16 protein-coding genes are annotated in these 23,846 nt (G+C 66.8%); all 16 read right to left on the bottom strand.

Going from position 1 to position 23,846, the window contains the following annotated elements; all coding sequences use genetic code 11:
- On the bottom strand, positions 1-969 hold the full coding sequence (locus KPL74_01190; GenBank protein QWT20638.1) for an SPFH/Band 7/PHB domain protein: 969 nt from the start codon (positions 967-969) through the stop codon (positions 1-3).
- 65 nt (positions 970-1,034) lie between these two features.
- A complete protein-coding gene (locus tag KPL74_01185; GenBank protein QWT20637.1) occupies positions 1,035-2,426 on the bottom strand; it encodes a hypothetical protein in 1,392 nt (463 codons plus the stop codon).
- 11 nt (positions 2,427-2,437) lie between these two features.
- Complete coding sequence (locus KPL74_01180) at positions 2,438-3,787, bottom strand: sigma-54 dependent transcriptional regulator (GenBank protein ID QWT20636.1); 1,350 nt, start codon at positions 3,785-3,787, stop codon at positions 2,438-2,440.
- A 45-nt stretch (positions 3,788-3,832) separates the two neighbouring features.
- Positions 3,833-5,047, bottom strand: a complete 1,215-nt coding sequence (locus KPL74_01175) for an ABC transporter permease (GenBank protein QWT20635.1) — start codon at positions 5,045-5,047, stop codon at positions 3,833-3,835.
- 1 nt (position 5,048) lies between these two features.
- Entirely contained in the window at positions 5,049-6,356 is a 1,308-nt protein-coding gene (locus KPL74_01170; protein ID QWT20634.1) for an ABC transporter permease, read from the bottom strand.
- Entirely contained in the window at positions 6,346-7,533 is a 1,188-nt protein-coding gene (locus KPL74_01165) for an ABC transporter permease (GenBank protein ID QWT20633.1), read from the bottom strand. Before KPL74_01165 ends, KPL74_01170 begins: the two co-directional genes overlap by 11 nt.
- A complete protein-coding gene (locus tag KPL74_01160; GenBank protein QWT20632.1) occupies positions 7,533-8,840 on the bottom strand; it encodes an ABC transporter permease in 1,308 nt (435 codons plus the stop codon). Before KPL74_01160 ends, KPL74_01165 begins: the two co-directional genes overlap by 1 nt.
- 19 nt (positions 8,841-8,859) lie before the next feature.
- Positions 8,860-10,080: an ABC transporter permease gene (locus KPL74_01155; GenBank protein QWT20631.1), complete on the bottom strand. Its 1,221-nt coding sequence runs from the start codon at positions 10,078-10,080 to the stop codon at positions 8,860-8,862.
- A gap of 13 nt (positions 10,081-10,093) precedes the next feature.
- Positions 10,094-11,401 (bottom strand): ABC transporter permease, encoded by a 1,308-nt coding sequence (locus tag KPL74_01150; protein ID QWT20630.1) that lies wholly within the window; start codon positions 11,399-11,401, stop codon positions 10,094-10,096.
- 28 nt (positions 11,402-11,429) lie between these two features.
- Positions 11,430-12,143 carry an ABC transporter ATP-binding protein gene (locus tag KPL74_01145; protein ID QWT20629.1) on the bottom strand — a complete coding sequence of 238 codons (714 nt, stop codon included), beginning with the start codon at positions 12,141-12,143 and terminating at the stop codon, positions 11,430-11,432.
- A 116-nt stretch (positions 12,144-12,259) separates the two neighbouring features.
- Positions 12,260-13,531, bottom strand: a complete 1,272-nt coding sequence (locus tag KPL74_01140) for an efflux RND transporter periplasmic adaptor subunit (protein QWT20628.1) — start codon at positions 13,529-13,531, stop codon at positions 12,260-12,262.
- Positions 13,532-14,286: 755 nt separating this feature from the next.
- Positions 14,287-14,850: a hypothetical protein gene (locus tag KPL74_01135; protein QWT20627.1), complete on the bottom strand. Its 564-nt coding sequence runs from the start codon at positions 14,848-14,850 to the stop codon at positions 14,287-14,289.
- An 89-nt stretch (positions 14,851-14,939) separates the two neighbouring features.
- Positions 14,940-15,137: a hemin uptake protein HemP gene (locus KPL74_01130; GenBank protein QWT20626.1), complete on the bottom strand. Its 198-nt coding sequence runs from the start codon at positions 15,135-15,137 to the stop codon at positions 14,940-14,942.
- Positions 15,138-15,213: 76 nt separating this feature from the next.
- Positions 15,214-15,684 carry a chemotaxis protein CheW gene (locus KPL74_01125; protein ID QWT20625.1) on the bottom strand — a complete coding sequence of 157 codons (471 nt, stop codon included), beginning with the start codon at positions 15,682-15,684 and terminating at the stop codon, positions 15,214-15,216.
- Complete coding sequence (locus KPL74_01120; protein QWT20624.1) at positions 15,681-17,402, bottom strand: chemotaxis protein CheB; 1,722 nt, start codon at positions 17,400-17,402, stop codon at positions 15,681-15,683. The genes KPL74_01125 and KPL74_01120 overlap by 4 nt, the downstream gene beginning before the upstream one ends.
- Positions 17,395-23,844 carry an Hpt domain-containing protein gene (locus KPL74_01115; protein ID QWT20623.1) on the bottom strand — a complete coding sequence of 2,150 codons (6,450 nt, stop codon included), beginning with the start codon at positions 23,842-23,844 and terminating at the stop codon, positions 17,395-17,397. Before KPL74_01115 ends, KPL74_01120 begins: the two co-directional genes overlap by 8 nt.
- Between the last annotated feature and the right edge of the window lie 2 nt (positions 23,845-23,846).

Below are 23,846 nucleotides of genomic sequence, written 5' to 3'. Positions count from 1 at the left end.
TCAGCGAACCTGCGGCGGCGTGCGCGGCGGTTGCGGCGCCGGCTGCTGCACGTTGGCGCGCTGGCTGGTCAGGGAATCCTTCGCCAGCTCGGCGATGCCCGCCAGCGAACCGAGGATGCCCACCGATTCCATCGGCAGCAACAGGGTCTTCTGGTTCGGGCTCTTGGCCATTTCCTTTAGCGAATCGACGTATTTCGTGGCGATGAAGTAATTCAGCGCGTTGACGTCGCCGCCAGCGATGGCGTTCGAGACCATGGTGGTGGCCTTCGCTTCGGCCTCGGCGAGGCGCTCGCGGGCCTCCGCTTCACGGAACGCAGCTTCCTTCTTGCCTTCGGCTTCGAGGATCGCGGACTGCTTCTCGCCGTCCGCCTTGAGGATCGCCGCCTGGCGGAAACCCTCGGCGTCGAGGATGTTCGCGCGCTTCTCGCGCTCGGCCTTCATCTGGCGCGCCATGGCATCGACAAGATCGCGCGGCGGTGAAATGTCCTTGATCTCGATGCGGGTGACCTTGACGCCCCACGGGTGGGTCGCGTCGTCGATCACGCCGAGCAGCTTGGCGTTGATCGCGTCGCGCTGGCTGAGGCTCTCGTCCAGGTCCATCGAACCCAGCACCGTGCGGATGTTGGTCATGATCAGGGCGAGCGCGGCCGCTTCGAGGTTGGCCACTTCGTAGGCCGCCTTGGCGGCATCCAGCACCTGGTAGAACACCACGCCGTCCACCCGGACCACGGCGTTGTCCTTGGTGATCACGTCCTGCGAGGGGACGTCGAGCACCTGCTCCATCATGTTGATCTTGCGGCCGATGTTGTAGACGAACGGGATCAGGAAGTGCAGGCCCGGGGTGAGCGTGCCGGTGTACTTGCCGAACATCTCCACCGTCCACTCGTAGCCCTGCGGCACGATGCGGATCAGCTTGGCCAGCACGACGACCGCGACCACGACGACAAACAACGCAACGATGCTTCCCATGTGCCTCACTCCCTCTCCTGGATTCCTCCGGAGTATAGGCGAAGCGCTGGCGGTTCCATCCGCGGCTAGTGGGGACCGGCCGGCAACACCAGGGTGACCCTGAGGCCACCACCCTCGCGATTGGCCAGCCCAATGCGGCCGCCATGGGCTTCGGAGATTTCACGGGCCAGGGCCAGGCCCAGCCCCGTTCCCGATCGCTTGGTGGAATAAAACGGTAACAAGGCCTGGGCGAGTACGGTTTCGCTCATACCGGGGCCGCGATCGGCCACCTCGATCAGGCATTCGCGGCCCACGGCGTGGACGCAGACGGTCACTTCATCGTCGTCGCCACCGGCTTCATGGGCGTTCTTGATCAGGTTGATCAGCACCTGCTCGACCTGGGTGGGATCGAACCAGCCCGGCTGCTTTGGCAACGCGCTGTCCAGCCGGAACCGCGCATGCAGCGCGAGCGCCTCGAGGAACGGCCCCCAGGCGATCTCGCGGGCCTGCGGTGTCGGCAGCTTGGCGAAGCTGGCGTAACCCGAAATGAAGCCGTGCAGATGCTTCGCGCGATCGCCGATGGATGCGAACACGCCGGGCAATCGCGCGAGGTCGCCGCGCCGCGCCAGTTCCGCGCCCGAGTGCGACAGCGAAGAAATCGGTGCGAGCGAATTGTTCAACTCGTGGCTGATCACGCGAATCACGCGCTTCCACGTATGCACTTCCTGCCGCGACAGTTCGCGCGTCATTCGCCGGTACAACTGCAGCCTGTGTGGCCTGCCCTGCAGGCGGAAACCGCGTTGCGACAGATGGAAGGTCTCTTCGCTGCCTTCCATCTCCACGGTGAACAGCGCGTCCTCGCCCGCTTCCGCCGCGACCCGCAGGTTTTCGGGCATGGCTTCGAGCACGCGCGCGAAGTCCAGCCCGGCAAGCGTGCGGCCTTCGTTGAACAGGTGGCGGGCCGCGATGTTCGCGTAGGTGACCTTGCCGGTGGCATCCGTGAGCACCAGCGCCACCGGCGTGTTCTGCACCACGGTGTCGAGCAGCAGCTCGCGCTGGGCGAGATGCTGGCGTTGCTCGCGCAGGATCGTGCCTAGGTCGTTGTGCATGCGGATCAGGTCGCCCAGTTCATCCGAGCGATCGCTGCCGATGGACATGCTGTAGTCGCCGTCGCGATAGCTGGCCACGGCGCTTTCCAGCGCACGGATCAGCCGACGGATCGGCTCGACCAGCACGTGCGACATCCACGCCGAAAGCGGGACCAGCACCAGCAGGCAGATGATCAGCGCCGTGCTGGTATCGAAGGGCTCCGGCGGACCCGGCACCACGGGCTGGCCGGGTTTCTCGGCCAGGGCGTGCAACCATGCCATCGCCTGGGGGAAAGGCCAGATCGCCACGCCGGCGAAGACCAGCGCGCCCATGATCGCCGCAGCCGCGACGACGATGGTCATCCGTCCCTCGAGCGAGAAGCGTTTCATGGTCGCGCGGATCAGACCGCCAGCCCGTAACGCTCCATCCGCCGGTACAGCGCCTGGCGCGACAGGCCGAGGCTGCTTGCCGCACGGCTGATCACCCCACCCGCGGTCGCCAGGGCGGCCTCGACCGATTCACGCGTGGGTTCGTCCAGGTTGCGGTTACTGGCGGGCGTGGGCATGGGCAGGTTCAGGTGCGACGGTTCGATCCGGCTGCCCATCGCGAGCAGCGCGGCACGGGCCATCGCATTCTTCAACTCGCGGACGTTGCCGGGCCACGCATGGGCGAGAAGTGCTTCGCGCGCGTCTTCGCTGAGCTCCGCCTTGCCGTCGAGGAAGAACTCGGCCAGCGGCAGGATATCGTCGCTACGCTCGGACAGCGGCGGCAGGTTCACGTCGATGACGTTGAGACGGTAGTAAAGGTCTTCGCGGAAGGTGCCTGCTGCGATCATCGCCTTCAGGTCGGCGTTGGTCGCGCTGACCACGCGCACCTTGGCCTGGCGCGTCCGGCCGGAACCGAGGCGTTCGAACTGCCCGGTCTCGAGCACGCGCAGCAGCTTCATCTGCCCCGGCAGCGGCAGGTTGCCGATCTCGTCGAGGAATAGCGTGCCGCCATCGGCCAGTTCGAAGCGGCCTTCACGGGCCTTGTTCGCACCGGTGTAGGCGCCAGCGTCGGCACCGAACAATTCCGCTTCGATCAGCTCACCCGGCAACGCACCGCAGTTCACGGCGATGAACGGTCCACGGCGCACCGGCGAATTGGCATGGACGATCGCCGCGATGCGCTCCTTGCCGGCGCCGTTCGGCCCGGTAATCAGCACCGGCACGTCCGAGCGGGCGACCTGGCAGGCGAGCTCCACCGTGCGGCTCATGGCCTCGGACGAGAACACCAGTCCGTCGAGGTCATATTTGCTTTCCAGTGCCTCGCGGCGGCGGCGACGCTCGTTGCGCGCGCGGGTCACTTCGCGGGTGGTCTCGGAAAGCTCCAGCAGGTTCTCGACCGTCGCCAGCAGCTTGGTGTCGTCCCACGGCTTGGCGAGATAGTCGGCGGCGCCGGCCTTGACCAGTTCCACCGCCGCTTCGAGATGGGTCCATGCCGTGAGCAGGATCACTGGCAGGTCGGTGTGGCGACCGCGGATCGCGCGGAACAGGTCAGCCCCCTCCTCGCCCGACGTGGTGTCGGCGGTGAAGTTCATGTCCTGGATGACCACGTCCACGCGCTCGCGGGCCAGCGTGGCCAGGCCTTCTTCCGGCGTGAACGCCACCAGCGGGCGGATATCCCGCAGGCTCAGTGCAAGCGAAAGGGCCTCGCCGACGGCGGGGTTATCGTCAATGATCAGTACGCAGCGCATCTTGTCCCTAGCCATGCGGTCATGGATGCATCTCCCCCGGAAAAGGTTGCAACGGCCATTCTAGCCACGGGTGGCCTCCACGGGGGGAACCGATGCCGCCCGCAGGGCCGGGGCCAGCACGGCCAGCTGGCCGACCAGCCACAGCGTCACTGCCCCGGCGGGCAGGTAGCCCCAGGGCAGGCGTGGAATCTCGTAGTGCACCATCAGCACGATGTTCATCGCATAGGCGAGCAGCATGCCCAGGACGATACCCATGCTGGCGAGCAGGAAGTTCTCGGTCTGGAAATAGCGCAGCACGTCGCCGCGGGTGGCGCCGAGGGCGCGGCGCACGCCGATCTGGCGCCGCCGCTGCGCGACCCAGAAGCTGGCCAGGCCAACGATGCCCAGCGCGGTGATCGCCAGCAGCACCACGCAGGCGCCGACCAGCATCGCCGTCAGCGAGCGATCGCTGGCGAAAAAGTTGGAGCGGATCTCGGCGAAGGTCTGCGTGTCGGTTACCACACGGCGTGGATCCGATTTCCTCAGCGCGGCCGCGGCGGCTTGCAGCACGGCGCCGGCCTGGCCCGGCGCGGTGCGGATCGCGAAGCCCGCACCATAGGTTGGCACCATCCGCCATGGCGCCAGCACGGCCTCTCCCACCTGGCCACGACCCGACGCGGCATGCGCAAGCCAGTGCACGATGCCGACGATGCGATACGCGGTTTCGCCGATGTAGATCGTCTTGCCCAGCGCGTCACCCCGAGGGAAAAGGCGTGTCGCGAACGGTGCGGTGACCACCACGACCGGGGCGCTCGGCACGCGCTTCAACGACACGTCGTCGATCCAGCGGTACTCGTCGGGGCGGAACCAGCGTCCGGCTTGCAACCGCGCGCCGAACAGTTCGCCCACCGACTCGCCGTAGTACATCGCGACACTGGCCGTGGATACTTTCTCGTCGAGGCTGAGGCGCACCCCGCTGCTCCACGAACGCCCACCGAAGGGCAAGGAGTTGATCACCGACGCCGCTTCGACGCCGGGAACCGCGCGCAGCGTCGCGAGATCCGCCTCGGTACGCGCGTGGATGTCCACGCCCTTGCCGGGGGCCGAAAGTTCGATGGACGCGATCCGGTCTTCGTCGATGCCGCTGGGCGTGCCAATCCAGCGTGCCCGTTCCGACACGAGGAACACCGCGTTGCAGACGATCGCGCAGGTCAGCGCGATCTGCAGCACCAGCAGGGTCGAGGTCACCCGGTGCTTGCGCAGCGCCGCGAGGATCGGAGCTATGTCGAGGCGCATGTCACTGGACCTTCAGGTGGAGGCCGGGCGGTACCTGACAAACGCGCCATGCAGGGAACAACCCCGCAAGCGTCGCCGCCACCACCGAAAGGACGAAGGTCGTCGCCAGCATGGTCGGGTCCAGGTGCGCCAGCTGGGCGCTGCGATCGGGATTGATCCGGACCAGCATCAGCCCGAGCCATGCGAAGCCGAGGCCGAGCAGCCCACCGGCGAGGCCGATCATGGCGGCTTCCGCCAGCAGCTGCGCAAAGATGTCGCCGCGCGACGCACCCAGCGCGCGCCGGACACCGAGTTCACCGGCACGGCGCATGAACTTGGCCAGCATCAGCCCCACCGTGTTGACCAGGCAGACCACGAAAAACGCGGACGCCAGCCAGAACTGCAGGCGGACGTCGCTGGGAACCACCTGGCGTTCGGCCAACAGCGCCTTGACGCTCGACAGCGCGGCCGGCTGCAGCTGGTCGAAGCGCCCCGCGGCGTGCTGCTCGCGCGAGTAGCCGTCGAGGAAGGCCTGGTAGGCCTTCACGGCGGCGGCATCGTCCAGCTGGACCCAGACTGTCAGCCAGACGCACGGCGCCGTTTCCATGTTTTCTTCGTCACCACTTCCACCGGCCCAGCACTCGATGCCGCCGTTGCGCGGCAGGTGGGCGTCGCGCGCCGACGTCAGCGGCACCAGGACGTCTTCCGCCTTGGCGAAATCGCCGGTGTCCAGGTTGTAGAAGTGCGGCACGGGCCGCCACGGCAGCATCACGCCGACGATGCGGAAGGACGCATCGTTGACCTGGATCGAACGACCGACGCTGTTTTCGCCGGCAAACAGACGCATGTTGAGCGCATCGCTGATCACCGCGACGCGCGCATGGCTTTCGTCCTCGGCGCCGGCCCAGGCCTGGCCGAACTGCATCGGCACCTCGAACATGGGAAAGAAATCGGCGCTGGTGTATTGCGCCGACGTAAGGAACGCATCGGTCGACGGATCGGCCGGATGGATCGTCGCCGCGCCGCCGACCATGACCGCCTGGTGGGTCGCACGGCCGGCGTGGAGCAGCGCCATGCCATCGGTCCAGGTCAGCAGGAACGGCAGCACCGTCTCGCCGCCCCCGGCCGAGCGGGCTTCGATCCGTGGCGTGTAGAGGTGGTCGCTGCGCCCGGGCAGCGGATCGCCGCTCAACACGTGCAGTGCGGTGAGCGTCGTCATGCACGCACCGATGCCCAGTGCGACGGCGAGGACCATCAGCGCGGTCAGGACCGGGTTGCGACGCAGGCTGCGCACGGCCATCTCAAGGTGGTAACCCGGTTCAGTTGCCACGCGTGGCCTCCACGGGCGGTACGTTCGACGCCCTGTAGGCCGGCGCGAACACCGCCGCCTGGCCGAGCAGCCAGAGGATCACCGCGCCCAGCGGCAGGTAGGCGAAGGGCAACCGTGGCAATTCGTAGTGAACCATCAGCACGATGTTGATGGCGTAGGCCAGCACCATGCCCAGGGCGATGCCCATGGTGGCGAGCAGGAAGTTCTCGGTCTGGAAATAGCGCAGCACGTCGCGCCGCGTCGCGCCAAGCGCACGCCGCACGCCGATCTGGCGGCGGCGTTGCGAGACCCAGAAGCTACCGAGGCCGACGATGCCCAGGGCGGTGACGATCAGCAGCGCCAGGCACACGCCAACGAGGAGGTTGGCCATGGCGCGGTCGCTGGCGAAGTAGGCCTTGCGAATCTCGGCGAAGGTGCGCTTCTGCATGATGACCCGGTTGGGATCAAGCCCACGCAGGGTCGCCGCGGCCGCGTTCACCACCGAGGCGGCCTGCCCCGGCTTCGTGCGCAACACATAGCTTGCGCCCATCGATTCGACCATGCGGATCGGCATGATGACGCTGCCGTAGACCACGTCCCGATCGTCCGTGCTCGGGCGCACGACGTTACGCACCACGCCGATGATCCGCAGCGGCTCGTCGCCGTACCAGATCGTCTTGCCCAGGGCGTTGCCCTTGAACAGCCGCTGCGCCATGAACTCGGTGACGATCACCACGTCGTCGAACCAGGCGTACTCGCTGTCCGTGAAATCGCGGCCGGCGACGAGCTGCAGGCCGAGCGTGTCGATCAGGTGTTCGCCGTAATAGGTGGTGACGTGCATCGCCGGCTTGGCAATCTCGCGATCGAGCTTGATCCCGGAGTTCCAGGACTCGTTGCCCAGCGGCACCTGGTTGACCAGCGACACCGAGGCCACGCCGGGCAGCTCGCGCAGCGCCGCGGCGGTCGCTTGCGCACGGGCGTGGGTGCCGGACGCATCGCCGTCGACGTTGACCGGCCGGACCTGCACGATGTTCGCTTCGTCGATGCCGCTGCTGATATGGATCCAGTCGAGTCGCTCGCGCACCAGGAACACCGCATTGCACACGATGGCGCAGGTCAGGGCGATTTCCAGCACGAGCAGCATCGCGGTCACCTTGTGCCGGCGAAGGGTCGAGAGTATGGGGCGGATTTCCAGCATCACGAGCTCTTCAATTGGAGGGCGGGAGTGACCTGGCACGCGCGCCACGCCGGAAGTAGCCCGGCGAAGACCGTGGCAACGATCGCCATCGCGAAGGTCGTCGCCAGCATCGTCAGGTCCAGGTGCGCAAGCGATGCGTACTGATCGGGTTGCTGCCGTACCAGCCACAGGCCGCCCAGTGCGAACAACATGCCCAGCAAGCCGCCCGCGAGGCCGACGATGCCGGCCTCGGTCAGCAACTGGGCAAAAACCGCGCGGCGCGAAGCACCGAGCGCGCGGCGCACGCCGACCTCGCCCGAGCGACGCATGAACTTGGCCAGCATCAGCCCCACGGTATTGACCAGGCAGACCACGAAGAAGCCGAGCGCCAGCCATACCTGCAGACGCACGTCGCTGGGCACCACGCGCTGGAATTCCAGCCACTCCACGACATTGCGCAGGCGCACGTTTGTCGGCAGCTTGAACCGGCCCGCCGCGCGCTGTTCGTCCGAATAGTGCGTTAGGAATGCCTTGTAGTCGGCGACCTTCGCCGGGTCGTTGATCTGCACCCATAGCTGCAGCCACGTGCAGTTCGCGGCTTCCAGCTGGTCTTCCACGGCCTTGCCCTGCCCCCAGCAATCACGCGAACCGGCGCGCTGCACGTGGATGGCACGCCCGGTCGAAAGTGGCAGGAAAACCTCTTCGGTATCGGCGTAGCTGCCCGTATTGAGGTCGTAGAAGTGCGGATGGGGACGCCACGGCTCCAGCACGCCGACCACGCGCAGCTCCTTGCCATTGAAGCGGACCGTGCGCCCCGTGCTGTCTTCGCCGTGGAACAGCCGGTCATTCATGTCGTGGCTGAGCACCACCACGCGCGCACGATCCTCGTCGTCGGCTGCCGACCAGCCACGGCCAAAATGGAACGGCACGTCGAACATTGGGAAGAAGTCGGCCGTGGTCATCCGGGCGTGTGCGAAGAACGGATCCAGCGAACCGTCGATGGGCTGCACTGGCGACATGCCACCGGTCATGAGCACCTGGCGATCGGCCCGGTGTGCACGCATCAGGTTCATGCCATCGACCCAGGACACCTGCTCGGGCGGCTCGCCCGATGCGTATATCTGATTGTCTTCGTCGCGCGGCTCCAGCTGCGGGTAGAACAGCTGGTGGCTCTTCGACGGCAAGGGATCACCCGAGACCACGTGCAGGACGGTCAGGGTCGTCATGCACGCGCCAATGCCCATCGCCACCGCCAGCACCATCAGTGCCGTGAGGGCCTTGCCGCGCTTCAGGCTGCGCAAGGCCAACTCAAGGTAATAACCAAACATCACCGCTCCTTAGTGCGAATCAGACGCTGCGCGTCGCTTCCACGGGGGACACTTTCGAGGCACGCAGCGCCGGCGCGAAGACGGCCGCCTGGCCCAGCGCGAGGAGCAGGACGACGCCGACCAGCACGTAGGTGAACGACAAGCGCTGCATTTCGAAATGCGTGAACATCCACTGGCTCAGGCCCACCGCCAGGACCGTGCCGACGATGACGCCGCCCAACGCGATCAGGAAGTTTTCGGTCATGAAATAGCTGAGGATGTCGGAACGGCGTGCGCCCAGTGCGCGGCGGACGCCGATCTGCTTGCGGCGCTGGCCGACCCAGAAGCTGGACAGGCCGACGATGCCCGCGGCGGTGATGGCCAGCAGCACGCCGCAGACCACGGTCATCAGGATCGCCATCCCACGGTCGGCTTCATAGGCGGTGGCACGGACGGTCTCAAAGGTGCGCACACCGTACTTCTCGGGCAGGACGCGCATCCGGTTGGTGGCGTACAGGGCCGTCGGCGCAGCCTTGAACACCGCATCCTGCTGGCCCGGCTTGGTGCGGACGAGGAACTGCTGGTAGCCACTGTCGAATCGCACCGGCATCAGCGTCACGTTATCCATGTGGTCGAAGTCGATCCAGGGCACGGTCAGCTTTTCGACGATGCCAATGATGGTCGAGGGCTTGCCCTTCGAGTAATAGATCGTCTTGCCCAGCGCATCCCCCTTGGGGAACAGCTTGTCGGCGATGGCCTTGGTGATGATCACCTGCGGCGGTGCCGGCGTGGTCTGCGGACCCACCACCACCACTTCGGACGGGTTGAAGTTACGCCCGGCCAGGAGCTTCACGCCGAGCGTCTTCAGCGCCTGCTCGTCGACGAAGTACAGCGCGCTGGGCAGGCTGTCCTTGGTCTTGTCCGGCTCGGTCTGGATGCCGGTGGACCATCCGCCGCGGCGCAACGGGTAGGCGTTGGTGGCATAGGCCGACTCGACCCCCGGCAGGTTACGCAGCGCCTCGACGTCGGTCTTCATCTGCGGGATGAACGACGTGGGCGTACCCACGTAGCGGTTCTGCAGGATGACCAGGTTGGTCTCGTCCATGCCCGTGGTGCGGTGCACGCGCTCGATGCGCTGGTGCACGATGAACAGGGCATTGCAGACGATGGCCAGAGTCAGCGCGATCTGCAGCGCGATGAGGATGGTGCCCGCCTTGTGGCGGCGCAATGCGGCGAGGATAGGCTTGATCTGCAGGTTCATGGTCCGCGCGCCTTCAATTGGACTTCAGCTGCCACGCCGGCTGCACCTGTGCGGCGCGCCACGTGGGATAGAACGCCGCGATCACCGAGGCGGCGATCGACGTCGCCAGGGTGAGCAGGATCAGTACGGGGTCGACGGTGGCAAGCCGGGAGATATTTTCGGGAAAAACCAGCTTCGTGCCGAGGATGCCCAGCCCGGTCAGGACCAGGCCGAGCAGGCCACCCGCCACGCCGACCGCGCCCGCCTCGATCAGGAACTGTGCGTAGATGTGGCTGCGCGATGCACCCAGCGCACGGCGTACGCCGATCTCCGGGGCGCGGCGCAGGAATTTCGCCAGCAGCAGGCCCACGGTGTTGACCAGGCAGATGACCAGGAAGCCCAACGAGACGATCAGCGAAACCTGCGATTCCGGCGGCACGACCTTCTGCACGTCGAGCCAGTCCACGACGTTGCGCACCTTCACGTTCGGCGCCCAGTTCCAGCGGCCGGCACGCTGCTGTTCGGCGGCGTATCCATTGAGGTAGTTGCGGTAGGCGTCGACTTCCGACTGCGAGCCCATCTCGCTCCACAGGGCCAGCCAGATGCACTCCGAATGCAGGTAACCGTCCCAGCCCGGCGCGGGCTCCTTCACGCAGTTGTTGTTGCCGGCGGTGGACAGCTGGATGTCGATGGCGCGGGTGAACGGGATGAACACCGCCGCGCCTTCGTCGAAACCGCCCGTGTTCGGGACGTCGAAGAACACCGGCTGCGGCGCCCAGTTGTCGATCACGCCGACCACGCGGAACAGCCGGCCATCGAGATTGACCTGCTTGCCGACGCTCTGGCCGCCGTTGAAGATCTTTTCGTTCAGTTCCTTGTTGATGACCACCACGCTGGCGTGTTTCTCGTCGTCGTCGCGGGTCCAGCCCTGGCCCTGGATGAAGGGCACGTCGAACATCGGGAACATGTCCGCGCCGGCGGCATATGCCCCTTCACGCATCGGCAGCCGCGACGGCTCGTCCGGGATCACCGACACGCTCACCGGATAGATGATCGCCTGGCGGGTCGCCTTGTGTGCGCGCAGGATCGCCGTGGCATCGGTGTAGCTCAGCGCCGGCGGTGGCTCGCCCTTCTCGATGTTTTCCGGCCCGAACGCATCGAGCTGCGTGTTGTACAGCACGTGCGACTTCTGCGGGATCGGATCGCGCGACGTCGCCCGGAAGACTGAGTACGTCGTCATCGACGCGGCCACGCCGAAGCCGATGGCCATCACCATCAGTGCGGTGAGCATCGGGTTGCGGCGCAGGCTACGCAGGCCGAGCTGGAGGTAGTAGGCGAACATGGGTGCCACCTTCGGCGATGAGGCCAGGTCAGGAACGGACGACGTGCTGGTTGTGCGCGTGGAAGCGCGGCTCTTCGGACAGGTCGACGACCTGGCCATCGATGACGTGCACGTTGCGCTGGGCGCGCGCGGCGAGCTCCGGGTCATGGGTCACCATGACGATGGTCGCGCCCTCGCGGTGGATCTCTTCCAGCAGCTCCATGACGCCACGGGCCATCTGCGTATCCAGGTTGCCGGTCGGTTCGTCGGCCAGCAGCAGGCGCGGCGAACCGGCCAGGGCACGGGCGATGGCGACGCGCTGCTGCTGCCCGCCGGACAGTTCCGCCGGGTAGTGGCGCGCACGCGAGGCGAGGCCGACCCGCTCCAGCGCGTCCATGATGCGCTGCTTGCGCTCGGCGGCCTTCATGCCGCGATAGCGCAACGGCACTTCCACGTTATCGAACACGTTGAGGTCGGGGATCAGGTTGAACGCCTGGAAGATGAAGCCGATCTTCTCGTTGCGGATCTTCGAGCGGGCGTTGTCGTTGAGCTGGCTGACTTCAATGCCGTCGAGGTGGTATTCGCCACCGGTGAACGTTTCGAGCAGCCCGGCGATGGTGAGGAAGGTGGTCTTGCCCGAACCCGACGGACCGGTGACGGCGACGAACTCGCCTTCCTTCACGTCGATGTTGAAGTCGCGAAGCGCATAGGTCTCGACGACTTCCGTGCGGTAGACCTTGGCGAGGTGGGTCATCTTTAGCATTAGGAGGTGCTCCTTTCGTACGAACTTCGAGGGTTTAGGGGGCAAGGGCGTGAAGCGTGAAACGTCAATAGTCAGTAACAGCGCGCAACGTCCACCTACCGCTTTACGATTTACGCTTAACGAGCTATCGCTACATGCTTTGCATCGCCGAAGGTGTCGGCGCCGGAGATGACGATCTTGTCGCCTTCCTTCAGGCCGGAGAGGATTTCGACCTTGTCGATGCTGCTGGCGCCGACGCGGATGTCGCGGCGATCGGCCATGCCGTCGTTCACGATGTAGGCGTAGCGGCCGGCGCTCTCGTCGACGAACGACCCACGCTGCACGGTGAGCACATTGTCGCGGCGGTCGAGCAGGATGCGGACGGAGAGGCGCTGGCTCTGGCGCAGCTGGCGCGGCGATTCGCCGTCGAAGCGCAGGCGGGCGGCGACTTCGCCATTGACGACTTCCGGCGAGATGGCGCTGACCTTGCCGTTCCAGGTCTTGCCGTTGCCGGCGATCTCGCCCGGCATGCCGATGGCGAGGTCGCGGGCGAAGCTTTCGGGCACCTTCATTTCGACTTCCAGCGCGGTGAGGTCGATGACGCTCACCAGCTGCGCGTCCTTGGCGACCGTAGCGCGCTCGGCGATGAAGAGCTGGCCGACCTGGCCGTCCACCGGGGACTTCACGTTGAGGTCTTCGACCTGGCGCTTGAGGTCTTCCACCAGCAGCAGCTGGCGATCGTGTGCGAGCTTCTTCGACTGGATGTCGAAGGTCAGGCTGTCGTTGTCCATGGTGAGGTCCGTCGCCGCATGCTTCTGCGTGATCGCGGCCTTCTCGAGCGCGGACTTCGCCTTGTCGACGTCGGCCGTCATCACGGCGCCCTTGTCGTACGCACCCTGGAAACGCTTGAGGTCGCGGTCGGCCGCGGTCTGGTCGACCACCGCGTTGTCGTAGGCCTTCTGCAGTTCGGAGCGCTTCTTCTTGGCGTCGACCTGGGCGCGCAGGTATTCGACCTGCATGGCATCGGCGGCCGACTGTTCCTGGGCCAGCTTGTTGGTCAGTTCCGGGCTGGTGACGATGGCCAGCACCTGGCCTTTCTTCACCACGTCACCGGCGTGGACCTGGAGCACCACCGCACCACCGTACGGTGCGTAGAGGGTCGGGCTCACCGCGGCGACGACCTTGCCTTCGGCGGCGATGTCGCGGACGAACGGGCCGCGGGTGACGGTACCGAAGGTGAGGCGCGAGGCGCTGACCGAGCTATCCGCCGAGAACATCGTGGCCAGCTTCGGCACCGAGAAGCCGATGGCAACAAGCACGGCCACCGCGCCACCGGCGATCAGCAGCTTGCGGTGGCGACTGGGCCGAACCTCGACGAGGCGGTCCTGGGCAGAGGTGTCACGAATCATGGCGGCTTCCCTGGAGTACTTGCCAGGGACTTCAGCAATCCGCGTGCCAACGAAAAATCCAGCCGAGAATCCGTGACTTACGTAAATACGGATGACGATGGGAGGTGTCCGCGGACAACTGTCCGGACACACACGCTCCGTCCGCAGCCCTACGGAGACGCCATCGCATGCCGGTGGGGATGTCTTTACAGGGGCGGCCCGTGGCCGCCATCGCGCGCAGGCGCGCTCCTACAGGGGCGTGGGACGGCGACGCGTTTTCGGCCGGCGCGCGGCATCCGGTTGTTTCCACGACGCGGCGCGAGTGCATCTATCGCTTAAGGCCTATCGACGTCGTTCCCACGGCGCGTATGGTCGGAAGCCTCTCGTCGAAGGATCGGACGCATCTCCACGGAGGCTCTATGTCAGACGAAAAGAAATTCGACACGGTGTTGGACTACAGCGGCATCGTCGACGTGCCTGCAACGTCGGGCCAAAAGGAGATCGTGCAGAAGCTGAGCGGTCAGGCGGTGGACACGGTAGCAAATCCGAGGGGAAATCGATCTTTCCAGGGCGATGAGGACGACTCGGCGGACGACGGGGACCTCGAAGATGAAAGCCTGGACGTCAGCGCAACGACGACTCAGCAACCCGACGCCAAGCCATCTCCGAACAAAGGCCAGGCTACGCCGAACGATCCCATCGCAACGTTCATCTTCACTGTCTTCGGCCAGTGGCGCCAAAGCTATGACGCCCCATTCAAAGCAGGCATCCAGAACCTAACCGGCGATGCCGACCGATTCGGAGATGGCGATGTCGCGCGCCACGCCGTGGCCGAGCGTGGAGATGCGCGCATCGCGTGCCCCCAGCACGGTGAAGCCCGTCATGCGGCGACGGGTGAACGTGAGCACGCGCGCGCGCGAGGTCCGCAACCATTCGCGGTTCGGCGCGCGGCGGTTCGGGGCGTCGATCGGCAGGGCTTCGGCGAAAAGACCGTCCCATGCGAGATAGTCGGTGTCGGGCAACAGGTAAATTCGGGCGACGGTATCGCCCTCCACGCCCACGCAATCGATCCATTCGCGCGGGCCCTCGGCGGTGATCGCGCAGGTCAGACCGACGTGTCGGGCAACCAAGAGCGGCGCGAGATCGGCCGACTCGACGAGGCAACCGTCCACGGCCGGCGCGTCGAGGGCGCCGCCACGCAGCGGTGGCGCGAGGTAGAGCACGCAGCCGAGCTGGCCCAGGCCCTCGAATAGGGTGCGCGGCGCGAGCGCGAGCCAGCGCGTGGTGGGGGTGCTGCGGGCGCGCGTGGACGCGCCGAAGGACGAAAGCCAGCCGAACATGTCGCCTCCCGGTTGCTGCGATGGAGCGGAGGCCTGGCTGGCGCGGCCCGGGGAGGTACCGCGTGGCTTGGCGTCGGGGAGAGGGGTGCTTACTTGGTAAGGATCAGCTTGTCGTTGCGCGTGAGGCGCAGGTGGTACTCGGCGCCCTGGTGCTCAATGACCAGCTCGCGCGAGCCGTCGAGCAGGTTCTTGCTCTCGACGCGACGGGTCGGGGCCGCGCTGGCACGCAGCGGAACGACCTTGTCTCGGCCGGCGGTCTCGGTCAGGGGCAGGCTTCTCATCAACATGGCTAACTCTCCGCAAGTGAGGGTGCGGAGTTGATGATAATGATTCTCAATTACGAGTCAAGCCCCGATGTGCCGCTCAGGCCGCTTCGTTCATCTCGACGAGTGCGGACTCGATGCCTTCCAGGTCCGGGATCACCGCGGTGTCGTCGCGCACCAGCACGCGCGCACGGACGCCGAACGGCAGGTCGCGGCCATCGTGGGTCGGCAGCAACAGCTCCGCATTGAGCGTCGTGAGGCGCGGGAAGCCATGGGTAAGCACGGCGATGTAGGGCATGTCCGGGCGATTGCCGATGGCCTTCAGCACGGCGACGCGGGCCGCCTGCGCGGGCGCGTCCTCGGCCAGCTTCGCCACGTGGTCGAAGTTAACCAGCGGGATGTGCCAGCCGCGCCATTCGATCTGGCCCAGCAACCACTCCGGCGCGCCGTCGACCGGCGCGACCTGGGCGAGCGTGATCACTTCCGCGACGGCCGCGTTGGGCAGCAGCAGGCGCACGCCACCGCTCGGGATCAGGACGCAGCGGATTTCGCGCGGTAACGGCTCGCTCATGGGAATTCCTCGTTCAATTTCTTCGCCAGGGCGCCAACGTCGCCGGCATAGGAAGCGACCCGCTCTTCGCGGATGCCGGTAACCATGTGTCCGCGCTCGTCGTCCGGCGGCACCGTTTCAACCCAGACCCGCCCACCGCCGTCATAGATCGCCTGCGCGCCGGCCACGGCATCGTTGCCCCGGCCCGCGAAGACCACGGCCAGGGCGTCGGCACCAAAGCCACCCGCGAGCGTGCTGAACACACCGTCGATCGACGGGCCGGCCATGTTGGACGCGCTGGCATCCTCGCGAACGATCACGCCGCCATCGCGGCGTACCTGCACATGCGCGCCACGCGGCACTACGAGCACTTCGCCGTGGTTGGTCGGCACGCCGTCGGCGGCGACCTTGCTGCGTCCGAGGCGCTCTGCGAACGCCTGGCTGTCACCGAGGTGATGGGCCACGACGAGCACCGTCGCGGGGATGCGTTGCGGCATGCCAGCGATGAACGCCTGGATCGATGCCTCGCTGTCCACCGTGCCGGCCAGCGCGATCACGCGGCGAACGGCACGGGTATTCGATTCGAGGATCATCTCGTGGGCGAAGTGGCCGTCCGTGCGAGGCGCCACGGCATCCTCCAGCGACACCAGTTCGAGCTTCAGCCCGCTCTCGATCGCGACGCTACCGTCGTCGACGATATCCTGCGCGAGGAACTCGGCCGCACTCATCGTTTCGATGCCGAAGTCGGCGGCGTCGCCACGCACGGGAGCGTCGGCCACGATCGTGTCGTGGTCGAGCAGGTCCCATTCGGGCGCCGGGGGCGGAGCGTATTCAGTCGAACGCGAGGTGATCTCCAGCGTCGGTGTCGCCAGCGAAGCGGCGGGCGGAACGCCCTCCTCCATCGACGCCAGGCTGAACTGGCTGGCATCGAATTCGCGTTCCGGCGCCGGTGCCGGCGGCGGTGTCTCGTCAACTACCTCGAAGCCGGAGAGATCCAGCGAGGCCAGTTCGGTGAGTTCGAGCGGCATCGACGGCAAGTCGTCGATACCATCGGTGCCATCGACGTTGGCCGATCCCACTTCGGCGAGCACGGCTTCGAGCTCGGCGGCGAGGTCTTCCGGATCCGCCGCGCCTTCCACTTCGTCGGTGGACGACAGCGTCGTCGAGAAACTCAGGTCGTCGGGCACGTCGCCTTCGATGTCGGCCACGTTGTCCAGCGAGACCAGGGCCTGCGGCTCATCGAGCGTGGCCATCGGTGCTTCGGGATAGCCGTGTACGCCGGTGATCGAAAGATCGTCGACGACCGGTTCCGCCAGCAGCTCTTCGGCGGGTGCCGGTTCGCTCGCCAGCGCGGCGATGCGCGGTTCGATCGCCCGGGCATCCCCGGGTCGCGGCGGATCCAGCGGCGAACTGCCGACCAGCTTCGCGGCCAGGTGGCGGGCCCAGCGTGCGCGGTCCCAGCCGGCAAGGTCGCGGGTCGCGTCGGCGTCGTTGAACACCAGGCGCGGATGCCCGCCCTCGACCGTTTCATAGAGGCGATCGAGATCGGAATCGCTCGGATCGTCGAGGTCGACGACCACCACGTCGGCGGACGAGCCGACCAGTTCGGCCGGCGCGAAAGCCTTCAGGTCGGATTCGTAGACGATCCGCGCACCGTGCTCGACGAGGGCGTCGCGCAGGTGGGCGGACAACGCCGAATCATCGAACAACAGCGCGACCGCCGGTTCCCGCTCATCCATGGAGCACCCCGAGCACGTCGTTGATCTGTACCACCAGGTCGTTCTCCTGATAGGGCTTGCCGATGTAACGCTCGACGCCGATATCGAAGGCGCGCTGGCGATGCTTATCGCCGGTACGCGAGGTGATCATGATGATCGGCACGCCGGCCAGTCGCTCGTCCGCCTTCATCGCGGTGGCGAGCTCGTAACCGTCCATGCGCGGCATCTCGATATCGAGCAGCATCAGGTCGGGCACGCGCTCGTTGAGCTTTTCGAGTGCATCCACGCCGTCCTTCGCCGTCATGACTTCGAACTCATGGCGCTCAAGCACGCGGCCGGTCACCTTGCGCATCGTGATCGAATCGTCGACCACCATGACCAGGGGCTTCACGCGCACTTCGTCCTGCTTGCGCGGGGCCTGCGGCAGGGCCGCTTCCGCTTCGAACGCACGGCGGGCAACGCCATGGCGCACCAGCGGGGCGAGGTCGAGGATCATCAGCACCGAACCGTCGCCCATGATCGTCGCGCCGAGGATACCCGGCACAGAACTGACCTGCGGGCCGACCGGCTTGACCACGATTTCGCGCGAACCGAGCACGGCATCCACGCGGATGGCGGCACGCAGGTCGCCCGAGCGGGCCAGCAGCAACGGGATGTCGCCTTCGTCGGGCGACGCGATCACGTGCACGCCCAGCAGCTGCGGCAGGTCGTGGATCGCATAGTCCTCGCCGGCGTATTCGAACTGCGAATGCTCGTCCGCCATGCGATGGGCGAGTTCGTTGGGTTCGACCTTCGCCACGCCATGCACCGAAGTCATCGGGATGGCGAAGTTGGTTTCGCCGATGCGGACGATCAGGGCCTGGGTCACGGCGAGGGTGAATGGCAGGCGCATCACGAACGTGGTTCCCGTGCCGCGCTGCGATTCGATGGCCAGGGTGCCGCCGAGCTGCTTGATCTCGTTGGCGACCACGTCCATGCCGACGCCGCGGCCGGCCACCTGGGTGACCTTTTCGGCGGTGGAGAAACCCGGCACCTGGGTGAGCTGGAAGATCTGGTCGTCGGAGACGCGGGCATCGGGACGCAGCAGGCCGCGCTCGATGGCCTTGTCGCGGATCGCGTCGCGGTCCATGCCGGCACCGTCGTCGGACAGCCGCACCACCACTTCGGTCGCTTCGCGCGCGACCTGGATACGCACCGTGCCTTCGGCGTTCTTGCCGCTCGCTTCGCGGGTCTCCGGCGTCTCGATGCCGTGGGCCACCGCGTTACGCAGCATGTGCTCGAACGGCGCCTTGATGCGATCGAGCATGTTGCGGTCCATTTCGCCGTTGGCACCCTCCACCACCAGCTGGGCGCGCTTGCCCACGTCGGAGGCGGCCTGGCGCAGCGTGCGGCGCAGGTTGGGCACCATCGCATCGAACGGCAACATGCGCGTCTGCATCAGGCCTTCCTGCAGCTCCGCGTTGACCTTCTGCTGCTGCAACAGCAGCGTTTCGGTCTGGCGGGTCAGGTCGTCCAGCATCGTCTGCAGGGACACAAGGTCGGAAACCGACTCGGCCAGAGCACGCGAGTACTGCTGCAGCTGCGAGAAGCGATCCAGTTCGAGCGGATCGAAGCTGGTCGCGCCCGCGTCCCGGTGCTCCTGGTGGTAACGCGCGATGATCTGCGTTTCGGTTTCGATTTCGAGCATGCGCAGCTGGCTGCGCAGGCGGCTCACCGTCTGTTCGTGCTCAGTCAGCGCCGAACGGAAGCTGGCCGTCTGCTGTTCCAGGCGCGAACGGTAGATCGACACTTCACCGGCATGGTTCACCAGCGTGTCGAGCATGTCGGCGCGGACACGGATCTGTTCCTGCGACGCGCGCTGGATCTCCTCTTCTTCCATTTCCGGAAGAAGGTCGGGCAGAACGCGGTCGAGCACCGGGATGGCTTCCGGCGGCACGACGGTCGTCTCCGCATGCTCCGGCTGCGCGGCGGCTTCGCGCTCGTCGCGATAGTTCTCCGCGGTGAGCGTGTCCGGCGCGATCGGCGCACCCGCAAGGCGGGCGAACGGTTCGATGTCGGCTTCGCTGAGCCCGATCGGACGCAGCTTCGCGATCGACTGGATCATCCCGTGGAGGCGATCGAAACCGCTTTCCATGGCCGAGATGGAGGCGTCGTCGCTTTCGCGATGGCCACCCGCGACCGCATCGAGCACGGCTTCCATCGCATGGGCGAGGTCGCCGACCGGCGGCAGGCCCGCCATGCGTGCACTGCCCTTCAGCGTGTGCAGGTCGCGCTGCAGCGCGGCGACATGCTCGCCCTGCTGCGGCTCGGTGCGCCATGCCGCCAGCGATGCATCGGCGTGGTCGAGGATCTCGCGGCCTTCTTCGACGAAGACTTCGAGCAGGTCGGGATCGATATCGGCGTAGGGCGACAGCTCGGGCACGAGGGCCGGGGCCACGTCGTCGACCGGTTCATGCACGGGCTCGGCGCGCGGCTCGTGCGACTGGTCTTCGATGGTGACGGGGGCTTCGGGCTCGGACTCGGGCTCGGACTCGGCCTCGGACGCGGACTCGGCAGCAGCCTCGGATTCCGACTGCAGCTCAGGCTCGAAGGCGAGGTCGGGATCGAGCTGGGTTTCGTCGGTGACGTCCGCTTCGAACGCCAGGCGCGCATCGGGCTGTTCGTCGAGGACCCCGTCGTCGAGGTGCAGGACGTCGCCGTCGTGCGACATCGGCTGCGGGAGCGTTTCGGCGTCGGCTTCGGCGTCGGCCGCGTGTACGACCGGCTCGCTTTCCGATTCGCTTTCCGACGGAGCGTCAAGGGTCAGTTCCGGCATGTCGCCGGTCTCGCCCACGAGCGCGCGCCACGCCGCGTCCTGCGATGCGTCGTACTTGCCGATCGGCGTGACTTCGATCTTCGGAACGTCGATCGCGAAGCCTTCCAGCGACGCCATCAGCTCGGCGGTGAGGTCGTGCTCGGCATCCGCCAGGTGGATCGGGGCGAGGTCGGTGCCCTGCCCGTCGCCTGCGTCCGGCTGCAACTGCTCCTCGATGTGTTCGTCGGAGGTCACGACAGCCGGCGATGCGGTTTCGTCGACGGTTTCGTCACCTGCCTCGTCGCCAGCCACAGGCTCAGCCACAGGTGCGTCGGCTTCGGCAGCGGCGGCTTCGATGCTGGCCAGTTCACCTGCAAGCATCGCCTCGAGCTCGGCTTCGAGCGACTCCGGCGTCGCTTCCGCGGCGACCAGCTCGTCGTTCGTCGCCGTCTCTTCGACGCGATGGGCGTCGGATGCGTCGGCAGCGAGATGCGCCTCGGCTTCGCGCACGTCGTTGTCGAAACGCTCGTGTTCGTGCAGGAACGCGTCGAGCTCGGCTTCGTCGTCGGACGACAGCGGCGCGGCCACGGCGACATCGTCGGCGACGGCATCGTCGGCAACGATTTCATCGGCAACGGCATCGAGCGCGCTGGCCGGCTCGTCGTCCACCGGCAGCGGATCGGGCTCGTAAAGGATATGCGCGACCGTGGCTTCCGGCTGCTCGTCGCGCAAGGCGATGATCTGCGCGGCGAGCGCGGAAACGTCGGGCACGCGCGGATCGACGGTATCGAACAGGTCCATGACGTGATCGACGAGGTCGGCCGCGTCGGTGAGCGCATCCACGCCAGCCGCGCGCAGCGGCACGCCAGAGGCGCGCACGCGCTTGATCAGTCCTTCCAGCGGTGCCAGCACCTGGATCAGCACCGGGATATCGACCATGCCGATGGCACCGTGCAGGGTGTGCACGGCACGCAGCAGCCCGTCATCCACCGGCAACGGACCGTCGCCGGCACGCGCGAGGTTGGCGCGGATGATGTTGAGGTACTGCGCCACTTCGGTGCGCAGGATGTCGAGCAGCACGGCGTCGACCGGCGGCAACGGCGGCGCCACGTAAGCCGGCTCTTCCACCTGGGCCGGTTCGGGCTCGGGGGTGCGACCGTAGCTGGCGAACGCGGCCGTCGGGACCGCGGCGATGGTGTCGCGCGGCACGCGGCGCTTCACCTTCGTGCGGACCAGCTTGACCGAATTGCGCGCGATGTCCTCGAGGAACGCCATGTCGCCCATGGCCACGCGATCGGCGGTCTCCATGATCGCGCCGATCGGCGCGTTGACGTGCGCATCGCCTTCCAGCGCGGCCTTGAGCTGCGGCAATGCGTCGACCGCATGGCCGACCAGCGCCTGCACGCCCTCGTGCGGGCCGATCGTGCCATCCAGCACGCGGTTGAGCATGTTTTCGACCTTCCAGGCGAACTCGCCCAGCAGGCGGGCACCGACCAGGCGACCGGAACCCTTCAGCGTGTGGAACGAGCGACGGATCGGGGTGAGCGCTTCGATGCGCTCCGGATCCTTCATCCACGCGGCGACGGCGCTGCGCAGGTTGTCGATTTCCTCCTGGGTTTCCTCCAGGAAGATTTCGCGGATCTCGTCGTCGATACCGTCGACGGTGACCTGGAAGCCGGCGAACTCGGCCATGCCGGTCCCGCCCACTTCCTGCTCGATTTCTTCTTCGATCTCGACCCAGTCGTCTTCCGGTGCCGGGGCGGCCTGCGCCACCTCGGCTGCCGCAGGCAGCACGACGTCGTCGGCCGGCGGCTCGTCGATCAGGTCGAAGGTATCGGCGAAGGTCGAAACCGTTTCGCCCACGTCTTCACTGCTGGACGGCACGGCGATGTGCTCGACCGCTTCGGCCTCGATGGTTTCGAGCGCTTCGCTGCCAAGCTCTTCATTCTCTTCATCGACCGGCAGCGGCCAGTAGCCGAGTTCGGCCAGGCTCTGCTGGGTGACGTCGAGGATGTGGTCCAGGCCACCGCGATGCTCGCGGGCGGCTTCGAGGTAATACTCCAGCGCCGCAAGCGCATCCGCCAGCCGATCCATCTGCGCACCGTTCGGCACGCGGCGATCGCCGAGCAGTTCGCGGTGGATGAACATGCCGATGCCGTCGGCCAGGTCAGCCGGACGCGGCGCGCCCAGCATGCGCATGGCGCCACCGATCTCGGCCATCATGTCCGGCGTGCCGGCAAGCTGGTCGTGGTCCCACGACGACTCGACGAAGGCGACGATGGCGTCCTTCACCCGCGAGGTGTTCGTGGTGGCTTCGCGCATCAGCGCGGTCAGGATGTGGCGCGCTTCGCTGCGCGGCAGCGGCGAGGGGCCGCTGTCCGACAGGGGCGTCTCGCCCTCGGCGCCGAGGCGCTCGATGTGGTCGTCCAGCGACGCTTCGACGTAGAGCAGCGCACCGGCGACGTCGAGCAGCGACTCTTCGTCCGGCGCACGCGCGCCCGTGGCGATCTCGCCGATGATCCGGCGCTGTTCGCCGACGACGCGGCGCGGCACGCCGAGCGCCAGCATGCCCAGCGTATCGCCCACGCGGTCGAGCACGTCGGCCTGCGGGCCGAGCTGTGCCGGGTCGCCATCGGGACGGCGCAGGAACAGGTCGAGCGATTCCTTCACGCGCAGCAGGTCGTCCTTGATCGCCACGGACACCGTGTCCAGCAACGCGCGGTTGTGGCCCGACATGGACCCACGCGCGTGCTCGACTTCCGATGCCTGCGGCAGGAGGCCGTCAAGGCGATAGGCCTGACGCAGTTCGTCCAGGCGCTCGCTGCCCGGGCGGGCCTGCGCGACGTAATAAAGCAGCTTGCGGGCCAGCTCGTCCGAATCACCGGTGAGCATGGCCTCTTCGCCACCATCGACCAGCTCGCGGATCGAGCGGTCGACGCGGCCGATGAGCTGGCGAACGTCTTTTTCGTGGGCACGCAGCACGCCGCGCTCGAGGCCTTCGAGCACGCCTGCGGCGATCCACCACAGGCGACGGCCCGCGATGGTGTAACAACGGGCCGCGATGCTGTCCAGCGTCGCACGCATGCCGAGCAACTGGCGGTCGCCCCCCTGCCCGCGGAACCATGCCAGCAGTTGTTGCTGGAAACGGGCGCGCAGTTCGGGCAACTCGCTACGGTGGTCTTCGGCCACGCCCGGATCGGACGCACCCGGCGCGCCGACCGGCAGCGGGGTATCCAGGTTCGGGGTGAACAGCGCCGACTCGTGCAGCGACTGCTCGCCACGGCTGGCGCGCAGGTCGTTGAGCAGCGGCAACAGCACGATGGGTACGTCGCGATGGCCGCTCTGCAGGCGCTCGAGGTAATCGGGCATCTGCATCATGCCGCGCATCAGCGCGGCATAGGCATCGTCGCGATGGGCTACACGGTCGCCGATGAGCGCTGCGACCAGCTGCTCCATCTCGCCCACGACCATCGCCGCGCCATACAACTCCACCATGCGCAGCGTGCCGTGGACCTGGTGCAGGTCCGCGGCGCACGTATGCATGACGTAGGTGTCGCGGGAATCCTCGACGTACGACTCGAGCGCCTGGCGTGCCTTGGACAAGGCGTCGTCGAGCTCCGCCTTGACCCAGTGCAGCGTGGTGAAATCGGTATGGTCTTGAAGTCTCACTG

The sequence above is a fragment of the Bacillus sp. NP157 genome (assembly GCA_018889975.1).
Classification (GTDB): Bacteria; Pseudomonadota; Gammaproteobacteria; order Xanthomonadales; family Rhodanobacteraceae; genus Luteibacter.
This window is presented reverse-complemented; position numbering and strand designations above follow the sequence as displayed.

Excerpts from the sequence above, each read along its gene's own strand:
- KPL74_01190 (QWT20638.1), bottom strand. The coding sequence starts at position 969 with ATGGGAAGCATCGTTGCGTTGTTTGTCGTCGTGGTCGCGGTCGTCGTG.
- KPL74_01185 (QWT20637.1), bottom strand. The coding sequence starts at position 2,426 with ATGAAACGCTTCTCGCTCGAGGGACGGATGACCATCGTCGTCGCGGCT.
- KPL74_01180 (QWT20636.1), bottom strand. The coding sequence starts at position 3,787 with ATGGCTAGGGACAAGATGCGCTGCGTACTGATCATTGACGATAACCCC.
- KPL74_01175 (QWT20635.1), bottom strand. The coding sequence starts at position 5,047 with ATGCGCCTCGACATAGCTCCGATCCTCGCGGCGCTGCGCAAGCACCGG.
- KPL74_01165 (QWT20633.1), bottom strand. The coding sequence starts at position 7,533 with ATGCTGGAAATCCGCCCCATACTCTCGACCCTTCGCCGGCACAAGGTG.
- KPL74_01160 (QWT20632.1), bottom strand. The coding sequence starts at position 8,840 with ATGTTTGGTTATTACCTTGAGTTGGCCTTGCGCAGCCTGAAGCGCGGC.
- KPL74_01155 (QWT20631.1), bottom strand. The coding sequence starts at position 10,080 with ATGAACCTGCAGATCAAGCCTATCCTCGCCGCATTGCGCCGCCACAAG.
- KPL74_01150 (QWT20630.1), bottom strand. The coding sequence starts at position 11,401 with ATGTTCGCCTACTACCTCCAGCTCGGCCTGCGTAGCCTGCGCCGCAAC.
- KPL74_01145 (QWT20629.1), bottom strand. The coding sequence starts at position 12,143 with ATGCTAAAGATGACCCACCTCGCCAAGGTCTACCGCACGGAAGTCGTC.
- KPL74_01140 (QWT20628.1), bottom strand. The coding sequence starts at position 13,531 with ATGATTCGTGACACCTCTGCCCAGGACCGCCTCGTCGAGGTTCGGCCC.
- KPL74_01135 (QWT20627.1), bottom strand. The coding sequence starts at position 14,850 with ATGTTCGGCTGGCTTTCGTCCTTCGGCGCGTCCACGCGCGCCCGCAGC.
- KPL74_01130 (QWT20626.1), bottom strand. The coding sequence starts at position 15,137 with ATGTTGATGAGAAGCCTGCCCCTGACCGAGACCGCCGGCCGAGACAAG.
- KPL74_01125 (QWT20625.1), bottom strand. The coding sequence starts at position 15,684 with ATGAGCGAGCCGTTACCGCGCGAAATCCGCTGCGTCCTGATCCCGAGC.
- KPL74_01120 (QWT20624.1), bottom strand. The coding sequence starts at position 17,402 with ATGGATGAGCGGGAACCGGCGGTCGCGCTGTTGTTCGATGATTCGGCG.